The organism is Vibrio sp. 10N.222.49.A3 (assembly GCF_041475145.1).
GTDB lineage: Bacteria > Pseudomonadota > Gammaproteobacteria > Enterobacterales > Vibrionaceae > Vibrio > Vibrio tasmaniensis_A.
On the sequence record NZ_JBFRVM010000090.1, the window covers coordinates 1 to 21,782 of the forward strand.

The window sequence follows — 21,782 nt, forward strand, 5'->3', positions numbered from 1 at the left end:
TCGTACGTCGCGTCGTCTTTGGTCGCCACTTCGACAGTCAGTTGGGTTTCACCCGCTTTCACCGTGTAAGAGCCATCTGCGTTCGCCGTCACAACCTGGCCTGCCGAGTCTTTCACCACGATGCTCGTGATGTCCTCTGCCGTCGCGGTGCCGTAAAGCGTGTCAATATCAACCGTCACATCCACCGCTGCCGCTTTGGTCAACGTCACGCCAAAGCTCGCCGTTGAGCCTTCATTGATGCTCTTGCTGTCTTCGATGCTCACCGATGGGCGATCGTCTGGGTTTGGAGTGCCTGGGTCGACCGGGCCGGTGCCGTCATCGGTGATGGTTAAGTCACTGGTGTCCGTGCCGTTAACGCCCGTCACGCCCGTCACTTTCAGGCTCAGTTTCTCGTCGCCTTCGTACGTCGCGTCGTCTTGGGTCGCCACTTCGACAGTCAGCTGGGTTTCACCCGCTTTCACCGTGTAAGAGCCATCAGCGTTCGGTGTCACTACGTTACCAGCGGCATCTTTCACAACAACGCTGTTGATGTCGTCCGCTGTTGCTGTGCCGTAAAGGGTTTCTAGCGTTACGCTGACGTCGATGGATGCAGCTTTGCTTAAGCTGACATCGAAGCTCGCGGTTGAACCTTCGTTAATAACTTTGCTGTCTTCGATGCTCACACTTGGGCGATCATCTGGATTCACTGGCGGAGTAGGATCGGTTGGGTCTACAGGACCGGTGCCATCATCTTTAATGGTTAGCTCACCCGTACCCGTACCCGTGACGCCGGTTGCACCCGTCACTTTCAGGCTCAGTTTCTCATCGCCTTCGTACGTACCGTCGTCTTTGGTCGCGACTTCAACAACTAACTTAGTTTCACCCGCTGGCACGGTGTAAGAACCGTCAGCGTTTGGTGTCACTACGTTACCCGCGGCATCTTTCACAACAACACTTGTGATGTCGTCCGCTGTTGCCGTTCCGTATAACGTCTCTAGCGTAACGCTCACATCGCCTGACGCAGCTTTACTTAGACTTACTTCGAAAATTGCTGTTGAGCCTTCATTAATAATTTGGCTGTCTTCAATAGTTACGGTTGGCTCAACTTCAACTGATCGGAACAGATCAAGCAAGCTCAAGCTTTGAGTTCGAGACAAACCCAAGCCTTCGAAACCTGTTGTTACAAATTCGGTAACTGGGATGGTTTCGTCACCATCACGCTCAATTGTCCCGCTGCTCACTAAGCTCGATCCACGTACACCTGCTGCAGTTGCGAACTCTTCGCCTAACTCTGTAGGATCTTGCCCTTCTTCTAAAGCGGCAAAAATATTTTCAATATCTTGGTCAAGATCGACTTCATCGCCATCTTTTCCTTGTGGCGTAAAGCGCTTAACTGAAATCTGAGATTCAGAATTTGCATTTTGGGATTCTAAAACGACATCCCCAGCTTGTAATGGCTGGCCGTCTTCTAGGACCTTGATTGTGCCATCTATCGAAATAACAATGCGTTGACCTAATGCTAATGCACCGCTCGCATTCAATACTGTCATGTCCATATAAATCCCTAAGCTCATTTTCTGTTTGCGACGTCAAAATAGTGACATCAATTTTATAATCTAGTGACAATATAACATCTAATGTCATATAATTCCTAGCTATGAATTGCATGTTTAATAACTTACAATGTAAACGAATGATAACGGTCACTGAGTGATAATTAAGATGACGAAAACTTCCATATAAGTTATTGTCTTAGGGAAAGATAACCCAAACACTCAAATCAAATTTAAGTACTCAAAATCGACTTAAACTGTACGATGATCGGTTAACAACTTTACAACCATTTACGAATGCTCATCGGGCATTCGTTATTTTTTTGGCGGTTCATCTAAATTTGATATATTCAAGCTTAAAAGCGACAAACTTAGGTGATACTCCATTTTTGGGAGATTGAAATTGAACTGGATTAAAACGACTACATTAGGGTTGGCTATTGCACTCAGTTTACCGGCTAGCGCGCAAACCTTAGAGCAAGCCGTCGCGTTTACTTTAGAAAGTAACCCTGAAATCAAAGCGGCATATAACCAGTACGTTAGTCAACGTTACCTTAACGATGCTTCTGGTGGAGCTTACCGCCCGAGTATAGATTTAGACGGTGGCATTGGTTACGAATATACGGATTTGGCGACGAATTCGAGCTCAACAGATCTAACGCGTAAAGAAGCAGCAATTACGTTGACACAACTCATTTGGGATGGCGCGAATACTTCTAACGACATTGATCGTACCGCTGCTGATGCAGAGTCTGTCCGTTATCAATTGCTATCTAGCGCTCAAGATATTGCACTGCAAGTAACCAAAGTCTATCTTGATTCAGTTAAAGCTTATGAAGTGCTTACACTTTCTGAAAACAATCTGGCGACGCACAAAAATATCTATATAGATATCAAGAAACGAGTTGATTCAGGCATTGGATCTACGGCAGACATGTCTCAGGTAGAAGCTCGTATTGCAAAAGCGCACGGTAATTTGCTGGCAGCTCAAAATAATTTATTTGATGCCCATACTCAATTCAAACGCCTTGTTGGCCAAGCCCCACTAGGCTTGGTATACCCACGTGCTGATGCAGGCTCTATTCCTTATACGATCGACGGTGCTTTGGCAAAAGCCTTTAACCAACACCCGGTTATCAAAATTGCACAGGCTGATGTAGATTCAGCGAAGTTCCAGTACAAACAGTCTAAGAGTACCAACTACCCAACTGTTTCTTTTGAAGCCGCTCAAAGGTGGCGCGATGATGCAGGTGGTACGAAAGGCAACAGCGATGAATTTTCTGCGATGCTCCGCTTAAAGTACAATCTCTATAACGGTGGGGCCGATCAAGACCGTGCCGAAAGTGCCGCTTATCAACTCAACAAAGCAAAAGACCTACGTGAGAGTACTTACCGCAATGTAGAAGAAAGCTTACGCCTTTCATGGAGCGCTCTTGACTTAACCGTTCAGCAGAAAGATTTCTTGTCGGATCACGTAGACTCGGCTTCTGACACCGTTATCTCTTATGAAAAACAATACCGAATTGGTAAGCGTACCCTTCTCGATCTACTTAACACTGAAAATGAACTCTTCGAAGCACGTAAGGGATTTTTAGACGCTAAGTACGATGTACAATACGCAAAGTATAGAGTCATGAATGCGACAGGTAATCTATTAACAGGGTTACGTGTAGAGACTCCACAAGAATGGAATGAAAAGGTAGAATATTAATGAAGCTTCTCAAAACTATACTCCCACTATGCTTCGTGGTTGCTTCTGCCAACATCATGGCTGAAACAAATGATGAATTCACTTATCGTGCTCTTCCTAGCACCACACAAAGTTATGATCTCGAAGATGATGATAATGATGGTGTTATCAACGCTCGCGATTTATGTATAGACACACAAATAGGCGCTGAAATAGATAATGATGGCTGTGGCTCGTATTTCGAGTCTAGCGAAGAAAAAGATCTTCATATTTTATTTGCCAATGACTCTGCAGAAATTAAACCTGTGTTTCTGAGCCAAATTCGTCAAATGGCTGCGTTTCTAAAGCGTTACGAAAACACAAGTATTCAATTGCAAGGTTATGCTAGTAAAGTAGGTAATGCCAAATACAATCTCAAACTCTCAGAAGAGCGTGCCGTCAATGTAAGACGTGCGCTCATCAGCAATGGTATCCCGCCATCAAGGGTCTATACCGTAGGGTACGGAGATGCAGGCTTCCGTGATAATGACACTGAAACTAATCATGCATTGAACAGAAAAGTCGTAGCCTCTGTTGTTGGTTTTAAAGGCAACATCAAAGAAGAGTGGCATATATTTACTAAAATCGGCAAATAGATTCTACCGCACTCAAACCATACTGAAACGTTTGGTAAGCGTTTCAGTATCCTTATAATTCCTTGATCGCCATATACCTACCCCTTGTATAATGTTAATCTTGTCTTGTTATCAACATAGAGAAATTATTCATGAGCAAACTAACCGCTGATACTCAAGCAAATCTAGAACTTTTCGTTTCTGAAACACAAGAAACTAAACTGGTATGGGGCCTTCGCAACGAAGAAGGTTGGCTAGCATGTGACTCAAGTGAATTCGAAAACAGTGAAGTGATGCCGTTCTGGTCTTCAAAAGAGGACGCTCAGACTCACAACGTTGAAGAGTGGGCAGACTTCGAAGTATTAGAAATCCCACTAGATATCTTTGTAGAAGATTGGTTACTGACCCTAGCTGAAGATTGCGTTCTTGTTGGTACTAACTGGAATGCAACATTAGAAGGCAAAGAACTAGAGCCTTCTGATCTAGCGAAATTATACATCTAGCTTCCAAGATCGGTCGTACATAGCGTACGACCGGTTACCCATAATAAGCCATTGAGAATTAGAGATTTACCTCACATAAAAAACCATCAACCTACCAAATAAATTGAAGCAACATCAAACTAACAATAGAATATCGTTCTTTATCTGATTGATATTATCTCGTGATTCACTTCATTTTCATTGCCTTTTTGCTTTTCATCAATCTTTATTCTTTTAGCCAAGCATCAACATTGGATCATGAATCTTATCCAACAATTAGCTCCTCGGCATTAGCTCCCCACACAACTCCAAATGCTGATTGGAACGCACTTCTATCTGTCGACTCTAACTCATTCCCCTTCGCGCGCATTGAACATGCTGCAAACACGCTACACTAGCTCAACAACCTACGGGGATAAGCTCTACCTATCGGCACTGCTATATCAATACATGAGCCAGCGCGATCAACCGTTTTATGGAATCGCTTCAAACGACAGTGACTACCAAGCAATAGAACAAGCGTTTATTAACGCCCTAGTAAATGATGGACAAGGTCAGTACAAAGAAGCTCAGCAAGGCTTTTTGTCCATATTAGTAAAAATGCAATCAATCAACGATGTTACAGGTAGAGCATTATTAAAATACCAATTATGTCGTTCTCTCAATGAGCAAGCTAAATACCATCAAGCGAACTATTATTGTTCTGCACTTCAGTCGGATTTGCATGACATTGCTGACCCTGTATTACCAAAATTTGGCACTTATCGAGTGATCGCTAACAATCACCATTTCCGCAGCGACTATCAAGCCGCACTAGATACTTACCTATCACTGATAAGCGTGTTCCCACAAGGACACGATATTTCGGGGATCTATAACGATGTGGGTAATTTGCTCAAAGAGTTAAAGCAATATGATAAATCGGCAGAGTACCTCATAGAAGCACTCGCTCTGAGATCGGATGCTTCTGATTTGATGAAAGCACAAGTTCATCATAGCCTTGCAGATCTTTACCTTAATCAAGGACAAAGTGACCTAGCAATTAATCACTTTCAAAAAGCAAAAGCACTGTTGACTACATCATCTCATAGCTACGGTATTGCGCTAACAACTCTTGGTTTAGGAAAAGCATACACGCAGACGAAGAACTATGATTTGGCGAGAGACTACTTAGTAGAGTCTCTGTCGGCTTCAAGCAAGCTAAACAACGATGTCATTCGAATCAACGCTTTCTTGGCAATCAGCGATATGTTCGAAGACCAAAAACTTAAAACGGAAGCGCTCAATTATGCACAACAAGCTTTGGAGCTATCCGAACAAGTCACAAGACACAAATACACAGCTCAAGCACTACTTCAACTTTCTGATATTTATCAAACTCTCAGCGATTACAAGCAAGCTTTCTATTTCTATCAGCGATACACATTAATACAGTTCGAAACCCGAGATATAGATAACAGGTTGGCTTTTGAAGCACTAGATCTAGCTCATGCTAGGTACGAAAAAGAACTAGAGAGTTCTTTCCTGAGACATCAAGCAAATTTAGACCGACTTCAAATCGAAAAGATGGAACATCAAAGGATGGTGTATAACATCATTGTTATTCTATTGCTGTGTGCGGCTAGCTTTATGATCTTCACAAACAAAGCCATTCGTGCGAAAGCAGCAATCGATGCCATGACAAAGGCGTATAGTCGCACCGAGATAATACGAAGAGTCAAGCGTATCAAAGCCTGTAAAGGAACAGAAAAACAACATGTTCTCGTTTTACTCGATCTAGATAAATTCAAGAAAATTAATGACCAATATGGCCACCCTACTGGTGATAGAGCGCTCGTTCATATAAGTCATCAAATAAGACAACATTTAATTAAAGGTGAGCTGTTCGGGCGTTTAGGCGGCGAAGAATTTCTGATCGTGCTTACTGATACAAAACCAGCTGAAGTACAAGAGCGTGTAGAGGAGTTACATTATGCCATTTCGAGTGCAGTCTTCTTATCAGAAAACAAAAAGCCACTTAATGTAACCGCGAGCTTTGCTTATTTAGCAACCTCAAACGCATTAAGTGACTTTGATGACTTGTATTCAGTGCTTGACCAGGCGCTGTATCAAGCAAAGAGCAACGGCCGAAACTGCATCATTGATGCTTATAACGAACCTATTGACTCATGAGGTTATTTATTCTCACCCTGCTTGCGAATCAATTCAGCCATAATACCTTGGCGATCACCTAGGTAATCGCTAAGGCCTATTTTGCGTAGTTCACACGCTGGACAGTCGCCGCAGCCATCGCCGATAATACCGTTGTAGCAGGTCAGTGTTTTGTTTCTAACAAGTTCGAGTGCTGAATACTGCTCTGCCAACGCCCATGTTTCAGCTTTGTTGAGCCACATTAACGGTGTTTTAATATCAAGCTGCTTATCCATACCTTGTACAAGCGCAGAGTTCATCGCTTTCACAAAGTCATTACGACAATCAGGGTAGCCTGAAAAATCTGTTTCACACACACCCGTGATTACGGTATTTGCACCGATTTGGTAAGCGTAAATACCCGCCAAAGTTAAGAACAGAATATTACGACCGGGAACGAAAGAATTCGGTAGCCCATTCTCTTGTAGCTCATGAGAGACGGGAATATCGTCACGAGTCAGAGAGCTAATAGCCAGTTCATTCAACAGAGTCACATCCATTACTTTGTGCGCTTTCACACCAAGTTCTTTCGACAATGACTCAGCAACTTCGATCTCGAGTCTATGGCGCTGACCATAATCAAACGTAATCGCATGAACTTCATCATACTCTTTTAATGCTTGAACAAGACACGTTGTTGAGTCTTGACCACCACTGAATACTACAACTGCTTTTTTCATCTTAAATCCTTACGAGAATCTTCTACTAGCGACTTATATAGGCAAGTAAACAAATACAACCTATGCGATGCTCAAATATTTGTGAGTTTGGATTGATAAGCGCCAATTGCGCTCAATGCAGGTATCAATACAAAGCTGAGTTGCGCGTTCTTTTTGGCTAATCGGCTGAAGCGCAATGACTGTATTTTCAGGGACATCGGCTCTAGCAATAAGAGCATCTAGTTGCTCGATGTCTTTACCTGTACCAACAGGGTGTTTGATTTCATTCGCACGAACGAGTGCGCTATCAAGGATATCCAACTTGGCTTTCATTGCGACTTTTGGTGACACCGTAACCCAAGTGTCTGGTGTGGCTTTTACTTCCGATGTTCCGCTGGTCTCAATCTGACAACGACAACCGTGCTGCTCAAATGCTTCAGTAAGAGGGACAAGATCATAGATGCACGGCTCACCACCGGTAATCACAATGTGCTTCGCGGTGTAACCTTGCTTGATATATTCATTCACGATTCCCTGCGCATCAATTGCAGACCAAGCCGGTGAATCCTCTGTCTTAACCATAATATCGCCAAGGCTGGTTTCATCTTCCGGCAACGCATCCCAAGTCTGTTTGGTATCACACCAAGAACAGCCTACAGGGCAAATTTGCAGTCGAACAAAAACAGCGGGAACGCCGGTAAATACGCCCTCACCCTGGATGGTTTCAAACATTTCATTAATCTTGTACAACTTTCCCTCAGCTCAATCATTTGATGAAATTAATCAACCGCAGACCTTAAAGCACTTGCCCCTTTTGGTCAAACAAATGAGTACTGATAAATGAGTTGATCAAAGCCCTAGCCTGAGCTTTCAAGTTCCCTTATCCTTTCGCCCATTAGATTTTGTTAGCTTTTAATTTTTTGGTAAGGAACAACATGTACAAACTGATTGCTCTTGATATGGATGGCACACTACTTAACAGTGAAAAAGTGATTTCTCAAGAGAACAAAGACGCGATAGCTAAAGCTCGCGCTGCAGGTGTGAAAGTGGTTCTGGCTTCTGGTCGCCCTTTAGAAGGCATGCAGAGTAAGCTAGACGAGCTTTCCATCAACGGCGAAGATGACTTTGTACTCTTCTACAACGGCTCTGTGGTTCAGAATGTATCGACAAAAGAGATCATTCACAGCGAGATTAGCAATGGTAAAGCCGCGAAACAGATTGCTGCATTAGCACAAGAGCTAGGTGGTTATGTGCATGCCTTCAGCAAGGTTCATGGCTTAATAACACCTGAAAACAATGAGTACACCGCTATTGAAGCGCGTATTAACGGCTTAGAGATTACCGAGTTCGACTTTTCTCAACTAGAAGACGACCATGAAATTATCAAAACAATGATTGTCGCAGAACCAAGTAAGCTGACCGAAATCATCGGCAAGTTGCCACAAGAGCTTAAGACTCAGTTTACTATCGTGCAAAGTGCACCATTCTTCTTAGAGTTCTTAAACCCAAAATCAAACAAGGGTGTCGGCATTGAAACAATAGCGAAACACTTAAGCATTACAGCGGAAGAAGTGATCTGTATGGGTGATGCTGAAAACGACCACCATATGCTTGAATTCGCTGGCCTTGGCATTGCAATGGACAACGCAATGGAAGAAACCAAGAAACTGGCGGATCACATCACAGCGAGCAACGACGACCACGGAGTCGCCGTTGCGATTGAAAAGTTTATCTTCAACTCGTAAACGGTCAATAGGCTCGAGTGAGGATTACTTTTTGCTTGTTTCACAAATGACAAAGGCTGTGCACTGCACAGCCTTTTTTTGATTTTATATTAGTCGGTTCGCCTACTCTCTTTTCCATGGCAGACGAAACGCCACTACACCAAATAGAATCAAGATTGGGAAACGTAAGGTCTCAACGATAAATGAAGCGATGCCACTGAATGAGACGAAACTTCCTGCCCAGCTAATCAGCAGATTCCCCGCTAACAACATTGCCATCACTCCAAATACAATCTTGAATGAGAACTGGCCGACCAAAGGCTTCGAATCCGTTAACGTTACTAAGCATGCAATCGTCATCAAAATTGCTACCCAGAAAGAGAATGTTGGCAGTGGCCATATCACCGTGAGAACAATCGACAGTAAGCACAATGTCCACCAGACACCTTTAGAGCTTAATAAGGCACTAATATCAACATCAGGTTTCGCATCTAATCTCACGATGTGCCAAGTCGTTAACGCGCCCAATACGCCTCCCATTAAGACATCACTAAAGAACGCACTGCCTGAATAAGACGTAAATAACATAATCCACAGTAGGCCCGCGAGCACTATCAAAATCGATTTTTGCTCCAAGAGGCGCTTTAGTTTCCAAAAGACTAACAAGGTTAAACTCACCCACAAGCCAGCCAATAAACTTGGAAAGCTATAGCCACTGCTCATCACTAGCTTCAATGTTGGCAAGTAAGCATGCGGACGTGGAAAACCAAACCCTTGATGGGCGATTAAAGTGAGCAATGTCACCGAGATCAAAGTGAAGCCAAACTTCAACGCGAAGTTACGGCCAAAATGCCAAGCAATTAGCGGCAATATCACGATGAAAATCCATGGCTTCGCTAACGAGTCAGTTAAAAGCACGGTATTCGCAAACACGCTTGGCATCTTATCGAACGCGTTTTGAAGCGACACAATCCAATTTAATTCAACTTGATGGACTTTCGGTGCCGCGCCCACCAGCTCAGTCACATACGTCACAGGTTGATCTGTCGCGGATAGGAAGAATTCGTTAATCTCAGACCATTGCTCTGGGTAACGGTATTGATTGGCTTGCAACTCCGTAGGTGGTAATAACATCGCGCGACTGACTTCCACACCATAATGAGGAGCAAACCAGATTGGTAGCTCAAAGCCACCTAACTCATTTCGAGCTTTGTAACTGATCACTTCAGAGTCAGAAATACAATCAAACACGACGGCACTGTCGGTATAACCCAGTACATCACCGACCGTCACGGACAAGCCCGCCTCTTCCCAAGTTTCTCGTTGCGCCGCGACTGCTGGCGGCTCACCTGAAACAACAGTGCCTCCCGGTAGAGACAATTGACCTGTGATCAACTCATCAACCAACACGATTTGGTTATCAGCACGTACTACACACAAAGCGCCCGCGATATGATCGGGCAAAGTGTTGCTTGCCCAAGCGGAAGTAGTACTCAAAAGAGATAATATGAAAACTAATAAATATCGAATAGCCAACGAGTTTACCTAAAAATAAGAGAAAAAGTTAAAGACTGCTCTAGTGTAATCAAACACGCACAAAATCGCTGCCTACGTTTTGTGCAAAGCCTTCCTCATCCATTGAATGTGAGGAGTAAACCCCATTTTTTGATAGAAGTCCTTGGCAGGTGAATTAAAGTCCCAAACCTCTACAAAGACTTGTTCAACCCCATAATCATCAAAAGTCGCTTCAACTTTGCTAAACAACTTTTCAGCAATCGATTCTTTTCGATAATCAGGCAAGACAAACAGTTCATCGACACTCCCCATCGGCACCGGTTTACTCACCGTTGAGATAAGCTCACAAAAATGTCCGGAGATAAAGCCAACAATGAGCTCACCTTTTAATGCCACATAAACTAAGCATTCAGGATCATCCAAGTAACGTGCAATGCTTTTTTCCTGCTCAATCTCTTCTGCCGTTTTAAAGTGCTCTGGGCTAGCAAGGTGGTGGTGATGGTGGAGATCGAACATTAACTCGTTAAGTTGTTCCAAATCCGTGTGCTTTGCAGCCCTTAAGATGACATTCATGACTATTGCGCTTCTCAAACCAAATTAATATCTAAACTGAGTCTAGTTTACTTGGCGTGAGTATCTATACAAGTTATTGAATTAATTCATTGTTTGAAGTGCGTATTTTAGATACAAAAACGGCCACATTACGTGGCCATTCTGTTTGAATGATTTTCAATTAAACGAATATCTAGGCTCTAGCTTTAGTTGTAGCTTTTGCTGTAGCGGTAGCTTTATGCACCGTTGTCCTCTTTCTCTTCTTTGAGTTCAGCAAGCTGTTGTTCTAGTTCAATAAGCTTAATTTCAGCCTCTACTTCAGCAACTCGCTTTTCTGCATCGGTGCGATTGTCTTGCGCTAGACCATCGGCAATAACTTGGGTTCGTTGTGCGTTTCTTGCATCATCCGTATCTTTCATTGAACCAGCAACACCACCAGTCACACCACCCAATGCAGCACCCTTCGCGGCTAAGCTCGCATCTCCAGTTAGAGCGCCTGCTGTCGCTCCTAATAAAGCACCACCCACAGCACCACGATTACGTGCAGCATTCTCATTTTCGTTATCCATTGCTGGTGATGCGCAACCAGAAAGAGTCACAATCAGTGTCGCTAAAAGAAAAGGTTTAGTGAATTTCATAGGAGTCTCGCTTAGTTCTTCGTTTGGAGTAGAGCCATCTTAAGCAGAACCGTTAATGAGATAAATAAAGCCACGTTTAGACGATACATCATGTTCAGTTATGTATCATTCAACCATCGTATAAGTGCTTATTGATATATATCTTTGAGCTAGCTTTATCCTGACAAACAAAAAGGGCGACCAATAAGGTCGCCTCAATCGTTCTTCTCTATAATTCTTCTCTTTCAGATGTCGCTCTTAGCCTTTGGACCAAAAGCTTTGCATATTTTCTGCACTAGGGGGTGGCCTAACACCGCAATCTCGATAATGATTTTTATCGCCGATCCCCAGTATCTTGCCATTTTCGTCATCAATCATAGCGGCTACTTTGACACCGTCTCCCACATGACGAGTCAACACGACAATTTCACCGGCTCTTTCAGACCTTACCGCGCCTAAGATTTGATATTCGTAGCGGCCTTTCCTTGAATTAACGATCATCTTCGAGTTGATCGGGTCGGCTTCATATCCCACGCCCATATCAAAAACCGCTTGATAGAGATCGACGCCAGTCTTGGACACACACTTAAATACCTTGGGGTGACTCAAAGGTTCTAACAACACTCGACTCGCTTCATCCTTTGAAATACTGGCACTAGCAGCACCACTGATCAGTAAAGCAATCAACAAAAAGTACGCTCGCATAAAAAGACCTCAATATGTGGGATTCATAATGAGGTCATAATAAGCGCAATGGATAAGCGGATGAATAAAGTAGAGTTTAGGTAAACCATCACGCTGGGTTATGCATTAATAAACAAGCCGAAGGTGAGATTACCTAAACTGCGACGTCTATTTGCCGAGCTTTTCAGCTATTTCAGTTAAGCTGGTAGGGTCGTCAATCGTCGAAGGCACCACATATTGCTCGCCTTCTGCGATTTGTCGGATGGTTCTGCGTAAGATCTTACCCGAGCGCGTCTTAGGCAGTCTCTCAACCACCAAGGCTTGCTTAAAGCATGCAACCGCCCCAATCTCGTTACGAACCTTACCCACTAACTCAGCTTGCAGTTCAATGCCATCGACTTTCACGCCATCTTTCAGCACAACTAAACCAAGAGGTAGCTGCCCTTTTAAGTCATCGTGAATCCCGACTACCGCACATTCTGCAATGGCTGGGTGACCACCCACGATCTCTTCCATTTCACCCGTCGACAGACGGTGTCCCGCTACGTTTATCACATCGTCGATACGGCCCATGATAAATAGATACCCATCTTCATCAAGATAGCCACCGTCCCCAGAAACATAATAGCCCGGGAACTGACTCAAATAGCCCGATTCAAACCGATCATGATTGCGCCATACCGTGGGTAAGCAACCAGGCGGCAACGGGCGTTTAAGAGCCACAAAACCTTGTTGATTAGGCTGAGCTACTTCACCGAGTTCATTGAGAATCTCCACTTGGTAACCCGGAACAGGTTTAGTGGAAGAGCCCGCTTTCACTGGTAAAGATTCTAACCCTGTTGGATTGGCGGAAATGGCCCAACCTGTTTCGGTTTGCCACCAATGATCGATAACTGGTTTATTGGTATGAGACTCAACCCAATCCAATGTTGGAGGGTCTAAACGCTCGCCAGCCATAAAAATCGACTTGAGCGATGATAAATCATACTTGGTGAGCAACTCGCCTTCGGGATCTTCTTTCTTGATTGCCCTAAACGCTGTTGGCGCAGAAAACAATACATCGACCTTGTACTCTTCACACACACGCCAGAATGCGCCGGGATCTGGCGTTCGTACTGGCTTGCCTTCAAACAAAATGGTCGTACAGCCATGAATCAATGGCGCATACACAATGTAGGAATGCCCCACTACCCAACCGACATCAGAAGCTGCCCAAAACACACCATCTTGCGGCATATCGTAAATAGTGCTCATCGAGTATTTCATCGCAACCGCATGACCACCATTATCGCGCACCACGCCTTTTGGCTTACCCGTCGTCCCTGATGTATACAAGATATATAGTGGGTCAGTCGCTAGAACAGGCACACATACGTGAGGCAAAGCATCCTCAAACGCTTGTTGCCAAAGTACATCACGTTCGTTGTTCAATTCGGCTAGAGACTGCTCTCTTTGGAATACCACGACTTTCTCAGGCTTCCAACGACTGTCCATGATCGCCCTGTCGACCATCGGCTTATATGGCAGAACTTTATTTATCTCGACACCGCAGGATGCAGTAATCAACACTTTCGGTTCAGCATCTTCGATACGAACGGCAAGCTCATGAGGAGCAAAACCACCAAACACCACCGAATGCACCGCGCCTAGTCGTGCACAGGCTAGCATTGCCATGGCAGCTTCAGGAATCATTGGCATGTAGATCACCACACGATCACCTTTGGTAACGCCTTGCGTGGCTAACATACCTGCGACTTTAGCCACTTGTTCACGCAATTGATTGTAAGTGTACGAGGATTGAGTTCCTGTAACTGGAGAGTCGTAAATCAGCGCGGTATTGCCACCTCGCCCATTTTCACAATGGTAATCCAGCGCGAGCCAGCAGGTGTTCATCACCCCATCAGGAAACCAACGTTCAATACCGTTATCGTCAGTTTGTAATATCGTTTTTGGTGGTTCAAACCAATCTATCGCTTGTGCTTGTGTTTCCCAGAACGAATTGGGGTCTTCCCTAGCCCATTGATACTCGGTGATATAGTCTGTTTTTCTGTTCATTCGATTCGTAGCAGACATAGTGCCTCCTCCATGATTTATCCATTAGTCCAAGCGCCTAGCTTTTGGCAGTAGCACTTGATTGCACTCTTTTCTCAGCGTTGTGCTCGTGAACATTTAACCGTTCACGACAATCGCTTTACTTAGGAAAAGGCACTCGAATGGCACCTTCCATGATCACTCGGGCACTACGACTCATAATTGCCCGTTCTATTTTCCACCCGCTTTCCGTCTGAATAGCTTTAGCACCCACTTTTAAGGTTCCTGATGGATGACCAAAGGTAACAAAATCTCGGGAACCCTCACCGACTGCCAAGTTCACTAACGTACCTGGCACACTCGCCGCTGAAGCAATGGCGACCGCTGCCGTACCCATCATGGCGTGATGCAGTTGTCCCATAGACAAAGCACGCACCAGAAGGTCAGTATCTTCGACAGCAACCGATTTACCACTGGAGGCTTGGTACGCTTGAGGCTTAGCAACAAACGCGACTTTAGGTGTATGTTGACGTGATTCAGCTTGTTCTAAAGAATCGATAAGACCCATCGCTACTGCACCATGTGCTCGTATGGATTCAAACAGAGCCAAGGCTTTGGTATCACTATTGATATCTGATTGAAGTTCAGTGCCTTGGTAACCAACCGATTCAGCATCAACAAAAATGGTGGGTATCCCAGCATTAATGTATGTCGCTTTGATGCAACCCAGATCGGGAACATCTAAAAAATCGACAACATTCCCTGTTGGGAACATAGAGCCACTCGCATCGGCGGGGTCTAGAAAATCAACTTGGATCTCAGCGGCGGGGAAAGTGACACCATCGAGTTCAAAATCACCTAACTCTTGTACTTCACCTTTAACGATAGGCACGTGAACAATGATGGTTTTTTCTATATTCACTTGCCACACTCGCACCTCGACCACGCCGTTTTCTGGAATACGATTCGAATTAACCAATCCACCATGAATAGCAAATGGGCCCACTGCAGCAGACAAATTACCGCAGTTACCGCTCCAATCAACGAACGGCTTATCTATCGCAACTTGACCGAAGAGATAATCAACATCGTGATCAGCTTTGCTGCTCTTCGAAACAATCACAGTTTTGCTGGTACTCGAAGTTGCACCACCCATACCATCTGTTTGTTTACCATAAGGATCTGGACTGCCAATTACTCTCAGCAACAACTTATCTCTCGACTCTCCAGCAACTTGCGCTGATTCAGGCAAATCACTTAGGTTGAAGAAAATGCCTTTGCTCGTCCCGCCTCGCATATAGGTCGCAGGCACTTTTATCTGTTTGATGTTCATAACTAGCTCCTACTGGGCGAGAAAGTCTTTAGCGAAACGTTGCAATACGCCACCAGCGCTGTACACATTCACTTCGTCAGCGGTGTCTAATCGACAGGTTACTGGCACATCAAGCTTTTCACCGTTTTTACGAGTGATCACTAGAGCCAAATCAGAACCCGCTTCAATATCGCCGTAAACATCGTAAAGCTCGGTGCCATCGAGTTGTAAGGTATTGCGATTGGTCCCCGCTTTGAATTGCAGAGGCAGAACACCCATGCCAACCAAGTTGGTTCTGTGAATTCGTTCAAACCCTTCAGCAACAATCACTTCAACACCCGCTAGACGTACACCTTTGGCTGCCCAGTCACGTGATGAACCTTGTCCATAATCGGCACCAGCAACGACAATCAAGGGTTGTTTACGATTCATGTAGGTTTCAATCGCTTCCCACATTCGCGTAACTTGACCTTCAGGTTCAACTCTTGCTAATGAACCTTGCACGACTTCTCCAGCGTCCTTCACCATTTCGTTAAACAGCTTAGGGTTGGCGAATGTTGCTCGTTGCGCGGTTAAGTGATCGCCTCGATGGGTCGCGTAGGAGTTAAAGTCCTCTTCCGGAACTTCCATTTTGGCGAGGTATTCCCCCGCTGCGCTCGAAGCGAGAATCGCATTTGAAGGAGATAAATGGTCCGTAGTGATGTTGTCACCCAGAATCGCTAAAGGTCTCATTCCTGAAAGGCTTCGCTCTCCCGCAAGAGCCCCTTCCCAATAAGGTGGTCTGCGTATATAGGTACTTTGAGGTCGCCAGTCATAAAGCGGCTCAGCAGTCACCTGATCCTCGTCTGGCTGGAACATTTTTACGTAGATTTGTTGGAATTGCTGTGGCTTAACATGCTCACCGACAACGGCATCGATCTCTGCATCACTCGGCCATAAATCACTTAAGTAGATTGGCTTTCCATTGTTGTCCGTACCTAAACTGTCTTTCTCGATATCAAAGCGCATCGTACCCGCTAAGGCATAAGCAACCACCAATGGCGGTGACGCTAAAAAGGCTTGCTTTGCGTATGGATGGATTCGACCATCGAAATTTCGGTTCCCCGATAACACAGCGGTTGAATACAGGTCGCGGTCGATGATCTCTTGTTGGATTTTAGGATCCAGCGCCCCACTCATTCCGTTACAGGTCGTACACGCATAACCCACGATACCAAAGCCTAATTGTTCAAGTTCGGGAAGCAAACCTGCGGACTCAAGATAGAGCTTGGCAACTTTAGAGCCTGGAGCAAATGACGTTTTCACCCATGGCTTGCGAACCAAACCAAGCTGATTAGCTTTCTTAGCCACCAGTGCGGCGGCGACCACGTTTCTTGGATTACTGGTGTTAGTACAAGAGGTAATTGCCGCAATGATCACGGCACCATCTGGCATTTGTTGATCAGAATATTGTTCAGCGTGTTGCTCTTTCCAAGAAGCTTGGCTGATACCTTGCTGAGCCAGCTCTCTGGTTGGCAAACGGCGATGAGGATTCGAAGGCCCCGCAAGATTTCGCTCAACTTTAGACAAATCAAACTCAAGCACACGTTCGTATTGAGCGGAATCTAAGTCATCAGCCCAAAGTCCGGTTTGCTTGGCATAGCATTCGACTAGTTCAACTTGTTCAGGCTCTCGTCCTGTGAGTTTAAGGTATTGAATAGTCTGCTCATCGATGTAGAACATCCCCGCAGTCGCGCCGTACTCTGGCGTCATGTTGGAGATGGTTGCGCGGTCACCAATGGTCAGTGCACGAGCCCCTTCACCGAAGAATTCCAAATAGCTTGAGACCACTCTCTCATTACGGAGGAACTCTGTAATCGCAAGCACAATATCCGTTGCGGTTATCCCTTCTTGTCTTTGACCCGTTAGCTTGACGCCCACGATATCAGGCAAGCGCATCATCGACGGACGACCGAGCATCACAGTCTCAGCTTCCAAGCCGCCCACACCAATCGCAATAACACCCAGAGCATCAACGTGCGGTGTATGACTGTCGGTGCCGACACAGGTATCGGGAAACGCGATACCCTCTTTGGATTGAATCACCGGAGACATTTTCTCCAAGTTAATCTGGTGCATAATTCCATTACCCGCAGGAATCACACTCACATTTTTAAACGCGGTTTTACACCATTCGATAAAGTGAAAACGGTCTTCGTTTCTGCGCTCTTCAATCGCACGGTTTTTATCAAACGCTTCGTTATCAAACCCGGCATGTTCCACGGCTAAAGAGTGATCAACAATCAGTTGGGTTTCAACAACGGGGTTCACCTTGGCAGGGTCTCCGCCTTGGTCGGCAATCGCGTCTCTTAATCCAGCCAAATCTACTAGGGCTGTTTGACCAAGAATGTCATGACATACAACGCGCGCAGGATACCAAGGAAAATCTAAGTCGCTCTTGCGTTCAATGATCTGTTTTAAGCTGTCTTCAAGGGTTTCAGGATCACAGCGTCTTACTAATTGCTCTGCCAATACTCGCGACGTATAAGGCAAGGTTTTATAACTGCCTGGAGATAGTGCTTCTACCGCTTCGCAAGCATCGAAATACTCTAAATGGGTTCCGGGTAAAAGTTTACGGTACTGATTTTTATCAAGGTACTGAGCTTGTTCAAGTTTTACATCAAACATACATCCACCATTATCTGTTAAATTCTATTCGTTGGTTCTTGAGGCCTTGTCATATGAAGACGGAAGTCACCTCAAGACATAAGTCGGCTCGATATAGAGGACTAACGTAAGTGGATTGGTAGCCAGTCTTGATGCTCTGGGCCGGTGTAGTCTGCACTTGGACGAATGATGCGATTATTTTCTCTCTGTTCGAACACGTGCGCCGTCCAACCCGTAAGGCGGCTCATCACGAAGATCGGAGTAAATAATTTGGTTGGAATATCCATGAAGTGGTAGGCCGATGCGTGGAAAAAGTCCGCATTACAAAACAACCCTTTCTCGCGCTTCATTACCGCTTCAACACGTTCTGAAACGGCGTACAGCTGTTCATCACCCACCTCTTGAGCTAGCTCTTTCGACCAGCGTTTGATTAAGGCGTTTCGTGGGTCGCTTTCACGATAAATGGCATGGCCGAAGCCCATGATTTTGTCTTTGTTAGCAAGCATATTCATAATGTTCGCTTCCGCTTCATCGGCGGTTTGCCAATCTTGGATCATTTCCATCGCAGCTTCGTTTGCACCGCCATGTAAAGGGCCTCGCAACGTACCAATCGCTGCGGTGACACACGAGTGAATATCCGACAACGTTGATGCACACACACGAGCCGCAAAGGTTGAAGCATTAAACTCATGTTCCGCGTAAAGAGTTAGCGAGCAGTGCATCACCTTCTTATGAAGTTCACTAGGCGCTTTATCCGTTAGCATTTTCAAGAAGTAGCCACCCAGACATGCTTCGCTTTGATCTTCAGTATCAATTCGCACGCCATCATGGCTAAAGCGGTACCAATAACAAATAATCGCAGGGAAAAGCGCGAGCATTCGTTCAGTCGCGGGCAGTTGCTCAGAAAAATCAGTCTCTTGCTCTAAATTACCTAGCATTGAACAACCCGTTCTCATCACATCCATCGGATGAGCGTCAGCAGGGATAAGCTCTAATGCTACTTTCAAAGGTTGAGGTAAGCCGCGTAGGCCAACCAACAATGTTTTGTAATCATCAAGCTCTTTTTCAGTGGGTAAATGACCTCTTAGTAGCAGATGCGCCACTTCTTCGAACTGAGCATGATTAGCAAGGTCAGTAATATCATAACCACGGTAGGTTAAGCCGGTTCCTGATTTTCCTACCGTACATAGCGCCGTGGTTCCCGCACTCTGGCCACGTAGACCAGCACCACCGATTGCAGGTGTGCTTACTGGTGCACTTGCTGTTTTTGCGCTTTGTGTTTGGTTTTCTGTTGAAGCCTTATCGACAGCTGCTTTATCACTCAAAGATACAGACATGGTGAACTCCTTTTCTGTGTTAGCCGCCTGCACTCTTTGGTGCTGCCTGTTTATGTGTCCGATGATCTTTATCATCGGTACTGGATATGGCGACTAACCATTTCACGTTATTGGATTAAGTTGATTTTTGATTAATTGAAACTGGTTTTACCCTTCGCTTGAAAACAACTGATCAAGCTTGTTCTCGTAGTCGTGGTAATTAAGGTGTTCGTAAAGCTCTTTACGAGTTTGCATTGAATCCAACAGAGCTTCTTGATTACCCTCAACTAACAAATGCTTGTAAACATTCTCCGCCGCTTTGTTCATCGCACGGAACGCACTCAATGGGTAAAGCACCATATCGACACTTGATTGGGCCAACTCATTACAGTTGTAGAGTGGTGTTTGGCCAAACTCAGTGATGTTCGCAAGAATAGGCACGTGTTTACCCGTTGCTGATTTCAACGCCGCCGAGAACTTCACGTATTGATCGAGTTGATTCATCGCCTCAGGGAAAATCATGTCAGCACCCGCTTCAACACACGCAATCGCTCGTTCAATCGCACTGTCAATTCCTTCAACCGCCAATGCATCGGTACGCGCCATAATCACAAAGCTGTCATCGGTTCTAGCATCGGTTGCCGCTTTGACTCTATCGACCATCTCTTGCTGACTAACAATTGCTTTATTTGGTCGATGACCACAGCGTTTCTGAGCGACTTGGTCTTCCAGATGAATAGCAGCCGCGCCCGCCTTCTCCATCGCGCGAATCGTACGCGCAATATTGAACGCGCCACCGAAGCCCGTGTCGATATCCACCAGCAAGGGCAAATCACACGCATTGGTAATACGTTCAACATCCACCAACACATCGTTCAATGTCGTAATACCTAAATCAGGCAAACCATAAGACGCATTGGCGATACCTCCACCCGACAAATAGATCGCTTGATGCCCCAAGTTTTTTGCCATCATCGCGCAATACGGATTCACCGTGCCGACGATCTGTAATGGGTCGTTGTCTTGCACAGCTTGTCGGAACTTTACTCCTGCTGATAACTTCATAATGACGCTCCCTGTTAATTGTTTATTTCTAGCTAATCTTTAAAACTTACGGCTTTTGGTTATCGCCAGCACTGATCTGCTGACAGGTTCCAATGGTCGCTTAATCAAGATCTTTGGATTGAATTTGTTGCTCTATAAGCAATCGACTACCCGAGATGTGTCGTCGCATTAGCATTTCTGCTAGCTCTTCATCGCGATTACGAATCGCTTGTAGGATGTATTTGTGTTCATCGAGCGCCTCTTTTGGTCGAGACTGAGCCCTAGGCGATTGATAGCGGTACATGCGTAATAGGTGATAAAGCTCATCACACAGCAGCGAAATGAGTTTGCTGTTACGACTCGCTTTGATAATGCGGTAATGGAAATCAAAATCCCCATGTTGATGAAAGTAAGAAGAACCTTCGACTTCATCGATGTGCTTTGAGTGTGTCGACAATAATCCTTCAAGCCCGATAAGCTCTTCTTGTGTGATATGTCGCGCTGCTAGGCGAGCCGCCATGCCTTCCAATGCCTCTCGCACCGCGTAAAGCTCTAGCAGTTTGTCTGCAGAAAAAGTAATAACTCGAGCGCCGACATGAGGAATTCGCTCAATAAGCCCTAGCCCTTCCACACGCATTATCGCTTCACGTAATGGACCTCGGCTTACTTCAAAGCGTTTAGCCAGTTCAGGCTCCGAGATCTTACTGCCCGGTGCTAATTCACCGTTAACAATCGCCTCAACGAGGTACTCAGTCAGATTTTCCGACTTGGTGTTTTCTTTGTCGCTCACACGTGTTTTCGTGTTTGCACTTAAGGTGAGGTCTTTTATCGCAGTATTCATATTCACGCTGCTCACTTCTGATTGCCGATCCTAACTGTCAACAATTTCATAACATGAACATAAAATACACGATCAAATTGTCGACAATCAAGCAGATTGTCGACAATTTAGACTAAGGTAGTATTTTTTATATACGATAAAAACTCATCCAAAAGGACACTGAAAACAACTTAAATACTTGTTATTTATTAATTTAAACAGGACAACAACAACCAGCCCGATACCTACTCTAAAGTCATTTAAAATCGATGTGTCGACAACTTATAGCCGAACTGGTCAAAAGCAGCCCCGTTTGTGCCTATCCACCAGCTCACCGATAAACAGATATAAAAA

17 protein-coding genes and 1 pseudogene are annotated in these 21,782 nt (G+C 45.0%); 5 read left to right on the forward strand and 13 right to left on the reverse strand.

Annotated features, from left to right (window positions below; genetic code table 11):
• Positions 1-1,535: Calx-beta domain-containing protein (locus AB4589_RS16590; RefSeq protein WP_372101181.1), on the reverse strand; the 1,535-nt coding region annotated here is incomplete at its 3' end.
• Between the two features lie 400 nt (positions 1,536-1,935).
• Between AB4589_RS16590 and AB4589_RS16595 the strand changes: the two genes are divergently transcribed.
• The 4 genes and pseudogenes from AB4589_RS16595 to AB4589_RS16610 all read left to right on the forward strand — a co-directional run bounded on the left by AB4589_RS16595 (position 1,936) and on the right by AB4589_RS16610 (position 6,533).
• Positions 1,936-3,243 (forward strand): TolC family outer membrane protein, encoded by a 1,308-nt coding sequence (locus AB4589_RS16595; protein WP_009846631.1) that lies wholly within the window; start codon positions 1,936-1,938, stop codon positions 3,241-3,243.
• The gene (locus tag AB4589_RS16600; protein ID WP_371709686.1) at positions 3,243-3,857 is read left to right on the forward strand and encodes an OmpA family protein; all 615 of its coding nucleotides are present in this window, start codon (positions 3,243-3,245) and stop codon (positions 3,855-3,857) included. The genes AB4589_RS16595 and AB4589_RS16600 overlap by 1 nt, the downstream gene beginning before the upstream one ends.
• Positions 3,858-3,988: 131 nt before the next feature.
• Entirely contained in the window at positions 3,989-4,339 is a 351-nt protein-coding gene (locus tag AB4589_RS16605; RefSeq protein ID WP_372101183.1) for a DUF2750 domain-containing protein, read from the forward strand.
• Positions 4,340-4,500: 161 nt separating this feature from the next.
• Positions 4,501-6,533 (forward strand): annotated as a pseudogene (locus AB4589_RS16610) (diguanylate cyclase).
• Here the strand turns inward: AB4589_RS16610 and queC are convergent.
• A complete protein-coding gene (gene queC, locus AB4589_RS16615) occupies positions 6,493-7,188 on the reverse strand; it encodes a 7-cyano-7-deazaguanine synthase QueC (protein ID WP_372101185.1) in 696 nt (231 codons plus the stop codon). The pseudogene AB4589_RS16610 and the gene queC sit on opposite strands and share 41 nt — an antisense overlap.
• 60 nt (positions 7,189-7,248) lie before the next feature.
• On the reverse strand, positions 7,249-7,899 hold the full coding sequence (queE, locus tag AB4589_RS16620; RefSeq protein WP_372101187.1) for a 7-carboxy-7-deazaguanine synthase QueE: 651 nt from the start codon (positions 7,897-7,899) through the stop codon (positions 7,249-7,251).
• A 203-nt stretch (positions 7,900-8,102) separates the two neighbouring features.
• On the opposite strand from queE, the gene AB4589_RS16625 reads away from it, so the two are divergent.
• Positions 8,103-8,912, forward strand: coding sequence for a Cof-type HAD-IIB family hydrolase (locus AB4589_RS16625; RefSeq protein WP_372101189.1), 810 nt, complete (start codon positions 8,103-8,105; stop codon positions 8,910-8,912).
• A 102-nt stretch (positions 8,913-9,014) separates the two neighbouring features.
• Here the strand turns inward: AB4589_RS16625 and AB4589_RS16630 are convergent, their stop codons facing one another.
• The 10 genes from AB4589_RS16630 to AB4589_RS16675 form a co-directional block, all read right to left on the reverse strand.
• A complete protein-coding gene (locus tag AB4589_RS16630) occupies positions 9,015-10,427 on the reverse strand; it encodes an NUDIX domain-containing protein (RefSeq protein ID WP_372101191.1) in 1,413 nt (470 codons plus the stop codon).
• A 72-nt stretch (positions 10,428-10,499) separates the two neighbouring features.
• Positions 10,500-10,979, reverse strand: a complete 480-nt coding sequence (locus AB4589_RS16635) for a GNAT family N-acetyltransferase (protein WP_017069368.1) — start codon at positions 10,977-10,979, stop codon at positions 10,500-10,502.
• A gap of 215 nt (positions 10,980-11,194) precedes the next feature.
• Complete coding sequence (locus AB4589_RS16640; protein WP_371727911.1) at positions 11,195-11,596, reverse strand: glycine zipper domain-containing protein; 402 nt, start codon at positions 11,594-11,596, stop codon at positions 11,195-11,197.
• A gap of 237 nt (positions 11,597-11,833) precedes the next feature.
• The gene (locus AB4589_RS16645) at positions 11,834-12,280 is read right to left on the reverse strand and encodes a hypothetical protein (RefSeq protein ID WP_371727912.1); all 447 of its coding nucleotides are present in this window, start codon (positions 12,278-12,280) and stop codon (positions 11,834-11,836) included.
• A gap of 147 nt (positions 12,281-12,427) precedes the next feature.
• A complete protein-coding gene (locus AB4589_RS16650; RefSeq protein ID WP_372101193.1) occupies positions 12,428-14,332 on the reverse strand; it encodes a propionyl-CoA synthetase in 1,905 nt (634 codons plus the stop codon).
• A 118-nt stretch (positions 14,333-14,450) separates the two neighbouring features.
• Positions 14,451-15,623, reverse strand: coding sequence for a 2-methylaconitate cis-trans isomerase PrpF (gene prpF, locus AB4589_RS16655; protein ID WP_371727915.1), 1,173 nt, complete (start codon positions 15,621-15,623; stop codon positions 14,451-14,453).
• A 9-nt stretch (positions 15,624-15,632) separates the two neighbouring features.
• Positions 15,633-18,269, reverse strand: a complete 2,637-nt coding sequence (gene acnD / locus AB4589_RS16660) for a Fe/S-dependent 2-methylisocitrate dehydratase AcnD (protein WP_372101195.1) — start codon at positions 18,267-18,269, stop codon at positions 15,633-15,635.
• Between the two features lie 101 nt (positions 18,270-18,370).
• On the reverse strand, positions 18,371-19,585 hold the full coding sequence (gene prpC / locus AB4589_RS16665; protein ID WP_372101197.1) for a 2-methylcitrate synthase: 1,215 nt from the start codon (positions 19,583-19,585) through the stop codon (positions 18,371-18,373).
• Positions 19,586-19,732: 147 nt separating this feature from the next.
• Positions 19,733-20,629, reverse strand: coding sequence for a methylisocitrate lyase (prpB, locus tag AB4589_RS16670; RefSeq protein ID WP_372101199.1), 897 nt, complete (start codon positions 20,627-20,629; stop codon positions 19,733-19,735).
• Between the two features lie 100 nt (positions 20,630-20,729).
• Entirely contained in the window at positions 20,730-21,449 is a 720-nt protein-coding gene (locus AB4589_RS16675; RefSeq protein WP_017071741.1) for a GntR family transcriptional regulator, read from the reverse strand.
• Between the last annotated feature and the right edge of the window lie 333 nt (positions 21,450-21,782).